General features: G+C 74.1%; 4 protein-coding genes. 3 read left to right on the top strand and 1 reads right to left on the bottom strand.

The window, feature by feature from the left end; all coding sequences use genetic code 11:
* A partial coding sequence (locus tag ACR9ZG_RS18015) for an amidohydrolase (RefSeq protein ID WP_481286222.1) occupies nucleotides 1-1086 on the top strand: 1086 nt, incomplete at its 5' end.
* 84 nt (nucleotides 1087-1170) lie between these two features.
* On the opposite strand, the gene ACR9ZG_RS18010 is transcribed toward ACR9ZG_RS18015, so the two are convergent.
* Nucleotides 1171-1653 (bottom strand): Dps family protein, encoded by a 483-nt coding sequence (locus ACR9ZG_RS18010; protein WP_481286221.1) that lies wholly within the window; start codon nucleotides 1651-1653, stop codon nucleotides 1171-1173.
* A 204-nt stretch (nucleotides 1654-1857) separates the two neighbouring features.
* Between ACR9ZG_RS18010 and ACR9ZG_RS18005 the strand changes: the two genes are divergently transcribed.
* Together ACR9ZG_RS18005 and ACR9ZG_RS18000 are read left to right on the top strand one after the other, a co-directional pair.
* Nucleotides 1858-3420 carry a multicopper oxidase family protein gene (locus ACR9ZG_RS18005; protein WP_481286220.1) on the top strand — a complete coding sequence of 521 codons (1563 nt, stop codon included), beginning with the start codon at nucleotides 1858-1860 and terminating at the stop codon, nucleotides 3418-3420.
* Nucleotides 3410-4846, top strand: a complete 1437-nt coding sequence (locus tag ACR9ZG_RS18000; RefSeq protein ID WP_481286219.1) for a sensor histidine kinase — start codon at nucleotides 3410-3412, stop codon at nucleotides 4844-4846. The genes ACR9ZG_RS18005 and ACR9ZG_RS18000 overlap by 11 nt, the downstream gene beginning before the upstream one ends.
* Nucleotides 4847-4939 lie beyond the last annotated feature (93 nt).

The raw sequence follows: 4939 nt of genomic DNA, 5'->3' as shown, positions 1-4939 counted from the left end.
GACCAGCCGACCCGGCGCGTAGCCGTGGCGGCGGCGCCGCCCCACAACCCGAGCAGCGCGGGCGCGGCCCCGGCCGGGGGCGTGGTGGCGCCGGGGGGGATGGCGCGGATGGCGGGCAGCTGCGCCGCCCCGCGCCGCCTCGGGGGGGCCGACGACGCCACCCTCGACCGTTGGGCCGCCGAGGCGGCTGCCACCGCCGCCCGACGCGGCGTCGTCGGCATCGTCGATCTCGAATACGGCTGGAACCTCGACACCTGGGTCCGGCGCATCTCCGCCGGCGCGGACCGGCTGCGCGTCGAGTTCGGCGTGTACGGAGACGACCTCGAGCGCGCCGTCGGGCTGGGACTGCGGACCGGGCGGATCGTGGAGGGGGCGGGTGGCCTCCTGGCCGTCGGGCCGTACAAGGTCATCTCGGACGGCTCTCTGAACACCCGCACAGCGCTGTGCCGGCACGCCTATCCCGACGGCGGCCACGGCGTCGCGAACCTCTCGCCCGAGGAGCTGGTCGCGCACATGGGGTTCGCCTCGCGGCACGGCCTGACCCCGGCCGTGCACGCGATCGGCGACGAGGCGAACCGGCTCGCGCTCGACGCCTTCGAGGAGCTCGGCATCGGCGGGCGGATCGAGCACGCGCAGCTGATCGCCGGGGAGGATGTGCCGCGCTTCGGCCGGCTCGGCGTGACCGCGAGCGTGCAACCCGAGCACGCCATGGACGACCGGGATGTCGCCGACCGCCTGTGGGCGGGCCGCACCTCCGACGCGTTCCCGCTCGCGAGCCTCCTGCGTTCCGGCGCCCGTCTGGCGTTCGGCTCGGACGCTCCGGTGGCGCCGCTCGACCCGTGGGCCGCCATCGCGACGGCGGTCGGCCGCACCCGTGGCGGCCGCGAGCCGTGGCATCCCGAGCAGGTGATCCCGGTGGAGGCGGCCCTCGCCGCCTCCACGCGCAGCACCGTCGCGCCGGGGGAGCCCGCCGACCTGGCCGTGCTCGACCGCGATCCGCAGACCGCGACACCCGACGAGCTGCGGGCGATGCCCGTGGCCGCGACCCTGCTCGCGGGCCGCTTCACCCATACGACGCTCGGCTGACGCCGCCCGCCGCACGCGCCTGTCATCACAACGCGAACGGGCCGCCACCCGCAGGTGACGGCCCGGAAGGCGTGTGCGACGCCGTTACTCGCTGATGTGGGCGAACAGGAACCAGCGGTCCTTGTCGAGGCCGCGGGCGATCTCGATGGCGACGTCCTGGCTGGTCTGGTCGAGCTCGTCGAGCTCCTTGACCGCGGTGTTGACGCTGGCGAGCGCCGCGTCGAGCTGGGCGATGACCTCGGCGATCGACTCGTTCGCGGGGCGGAAGCCCGCCGTGAGCGCGGGGGTCGTCGTCTTGGCGGCGACGGTCGCGATCCGGGCGTCGACCGGGAGGCCGAGGGCCACGATGCGCTCGGCGGCCAGGTCGGCCCACTCCTGCGCGTGGTCGACGATCGTGTCGAGCAGCTCGTGCACGCCGATGAAGTTGGCGCCGCGCACGTGCCAGTGCGCCTGCTTGCCGTTGACGACGAGCGCCGTGAGGTCGATGACGACCGGGGTGAGGAACTGCGCGACGCCGGCGGCGACGTCCGGGTTGGAGACACTTCGAGGTGCGGCGATGTCGGTCATGGGGTGCGTCCTTTCGTCTGCCTGCTCCAACGCTAGCGACGCCGCGCGACTTCCACCACGAAGCGAAGGCTGCGCTTACTAAGGAATGCCTGGCCTCACCGGTGATCCGGGCGGGCGCACCGCGGCGTGCGGGGGATATCCCCCCGGCGGATCGGGAGGGCCGCCGGATACTCCGGGCGCGCGTCCGTGGCGAGGCTGGAACACATGATCCACCGACTGCGCCGCCCCCGTGCCGCGCTCCTCTCCCTGGGCCTCGCGCTCGCCCTCGCCACCGGCGTCGCCGGCACGCTCGCCGCGTGCGGCGGCCTGGGTGCCGGGCGGATCGACACGACCGGGAAGGTGGCGTTCGACACCGCGCTCCCCATCCCTCCGCTCGCCGAGCACACCACGAACGCGGACGGCGAGAAGGTGTTCGCCCTCGACGCCCGGGCGGGCAGCACCGAGTTCCGGCCCGGCGTGCGCACGACGACCTGGGGGTTCGACGGCGCCTACCTGGGCCCGACCATCGTCGCCGACCGCGGCGACCGGGTGCGCATGCGCGTCACCAACCACCTGAGCGAGGAGACGAGCGTCCACTGGCACGGGATGCACCTCCCGGCCCGGATGGACGGCGGCCCGCATCAGCTGGTCTCGCCCGGCGAGGTGTGGGAGCCGCACTGGACCGTCGACCAGCCGGCCGCCACCCTCTGGTACCACCCGCACCTGCACGGCCGCACCGAGCAGCACGTGCAACTCGGCATGGCCGGGCTCTTCCTCATCCGCGACGACGCGGAAGCCGCGCTCGCCCTGCCGCGCCGCTACGGCGTCGACGACGTGCCTGTGGTCGTGCAGGACAAGCGCTTCGGCGACGACGGGCAGTTCACGGACGACGTCCGCGGCTTCGTCGGCCCGATCGGCGACACCGTCGTCGTCAACGGCGCCATCGGCCCGTACCTCGACGTCACGACGGAGGCCGTGCGGCTCCGGCTGCTCAACGCCTCACCCGCACGCACCTACGACTTCGCGCTGGCCGACGAGCGGCGGATGGATCTCATCGCCACCGACGGTGGTCTGCTGCCCGCGCCGGTCGGGGTGTCGCACGTGCGGCTGTCTCCGGGCGAGCGGGCGGAGGTCGTGGTGCGGCTGAGCCCGGGGGAGCGCGTCACGCTCCGCTCGCTCCCGCCCGACCTCGGGCTCGACGGTCCGCTGCCCGCGGTGAACGCGGGCGCCGACACGCTCGACGTGCTGGAACTGCGGGCCGCCGCCTCCCTCGAGCCGTCGCCGCCGACGCCGGCCGTGCTCGCCCCGCTAGAGCGGTGGAGCGCCGCTGACGCCGAGGTGACCCGCACCTTCCGGCTCGACGGGCACCAGATCAACGGCCGCGGCATGGCGATCGGCCGCATCGACGAGACGGTGGAGGTCGGGAGGCTGGAGCAGTGGGTCGTGACCAACACGATGGACCTGCCGCACAGCTTCCACGTCCACGACGTGCAGTTCCAGATCGCCTCCGTCGGCGGAGCGCCGCCACCTGCCGAGCTGGCCGGATGGAAGGACACGGTGTACCTGCCGCCGCACACCGAGTTCCGCCTCCTGATGCGGTTCGCCGACTACACCGACCGCAACGCGCCCTACATGTACCACTGCCATCTGCTCAGCCACGAGGACGACGGGATGATGGGCCAGTTCGTCGTCGTCCGCCCCGGCCAGAGCGCCGGCACCCCACCCACCGACACCACCGCGCCCACCGGGGGCCGCGGACCACGACAGGAGAGCACCCATGAGCACTGAAACCACCCCGACGACCTCGTGGGCCGGGCCTGCGGACACCGCAGGCACCCGCGGCGGCCCTCCGTCTGCCACGCTGGACACCGTGACCGCACCGCCCGTCTCCCCGGCCCCGCCGCCGCGCACCACGTACGGCTCGCTCTGGCACGGCGTCCCGCGGGAGCTCGGCTTCCTCGTCCTCACCATGCCGATCGCGATCATCGGCCTGGCGGTGCTGCAGTCGCTGTTCTGGACGGGCGTCGGCACGATCGTGATCTACATCGGCGTGTTCGTCCTGGTCGCCACCTTCTACACCGCCCGCGCCTTCGGGACGGTGGAGGTGGTCCGGCTGCGCTGGGCCGGACGCCGTGAGATCCAGCGCCCACGCTGGGAGCCGGCCGACCGGCCCGCCTCGTTCTGGCGGGCGCTGTTCGGCCCGTTCGTGAACGGCCACTATTGGCTGTATCTGCTGCACGGCCTCCTCATCAACCCGATCATCAGCATCCTCAGCTGGACCCTGACGATCGTGTGGGTCTCGGTCGCGCTCGGCGGGCTGACGGGGTGGATCTGGGAGCCGTTCATCCCGCAGGGCGACCGCGACTTCTTCCTCTCGAGCACGATCGTGGACGCCGTCTTCGGCATCCGCTCGACCTTCGACCCGATCGTGGGCGACCGGATCCTGTACGTCATCGCCGGCGCCGCCTTCGCCGCGACCCTCCCGTTCGTCACCCGAGCCCTCACCCTCCTGCACGACGTCGTCGCCCGCGGGATGCTGGGCGCCTGGCCGTCGGAGGCGCTGCAGCGGGAGGTCGCCGACCTCTCCGCTTCGCGCGGCGCCGCCGTCGCAGCGGAGGACTCGTCGCTGCGCCGGCTGGAGCGCGACCTGCACGACGGCCCGCAGCAGCGTCTCATCCGCCTGCAGATGGACATCGCGGCGGCCGAGCGCAAGCTCGCCGAAGACCCGGAGGCCGCCGCGGCGCTGCTCGCCGAGGCCCGGCAGCAGGCGGGCGACACGCTCGAGGAGCTGCGCGCGCTGTCGCGCGGCTTCGCGCCGCCGATCCTGCAGGACCGCGGGTTGCAGGCCGCCGCCGAGTCGCTCGCCGCGCGCAGCCCCATCCCGATCACGGTGGAGTCGTCGCTGGCGGCGGGGGAGCGGTTCGCCCCCGAGACCGAGCGCAACGCGTACTACGTGCTCGCCGAGCTGGCGGCGAACCTCGCCAAGCACTCGGGCGCGACGCAGGCCCGGCTGTTCCTCGACCGCACGGCCGGCGCGACCGGTCCGCTGCTGGAGGTGTGGCTCACCGACAACGGCCGCGGCGGTGCCACCGAGATCCCCGGGCACGGGTTGAGCGGGCTGGACGAGCGCGTCCGCGGCCTGCGTGGCGAGCTGGTGGTGGAGAGTCCGGCCGGCGGCCCGACGCGCGCGGGGGCGCGGTTCCCCCTCGGCTGAGCGCGCACTGCCGCGCCCGCAGCCCGAAGCTCGGCGCACGCAGGCCCGGCCTGCGGGGGCCCCCCACCCCCCCCGCGCCTGGGGGGGAGGGCG

The sequence above is a fragment of the Leifsonia sp. KNZ12-8B genome (assembly GCF_056755495.1).
This window is presented reverse-complemented; position numbering and strand designations above follow the sequence as displayed.

What these genes read in the sequence shown, in the direction of transcription:
- ACR9ZG_RS18010 (WP_481286221.1), bottom strand. Translation starts at nt 1,653, where the DNA reads ATGACCGACATCGCCGCACCTCGAAGTGTCTCCAACCCGGACGTCGCC.
- ACR9ZG_RS18005 (WP_481286220.1), top strand. Translation starts at nt 1,858, where the DNA reads ATGATCCACCGACTGCGCCGCCCCCGTGCCGCGCTCCTCTCCCTGGGC.
- ACR9ZG_RS18000 (WP_481286219.1), top strand. Translation starts at nt 3,410, where the DNA reads ATGAGCACTGAAACCACCCCGACGACCTCGTGGGCCGGGCCTGCGGAC.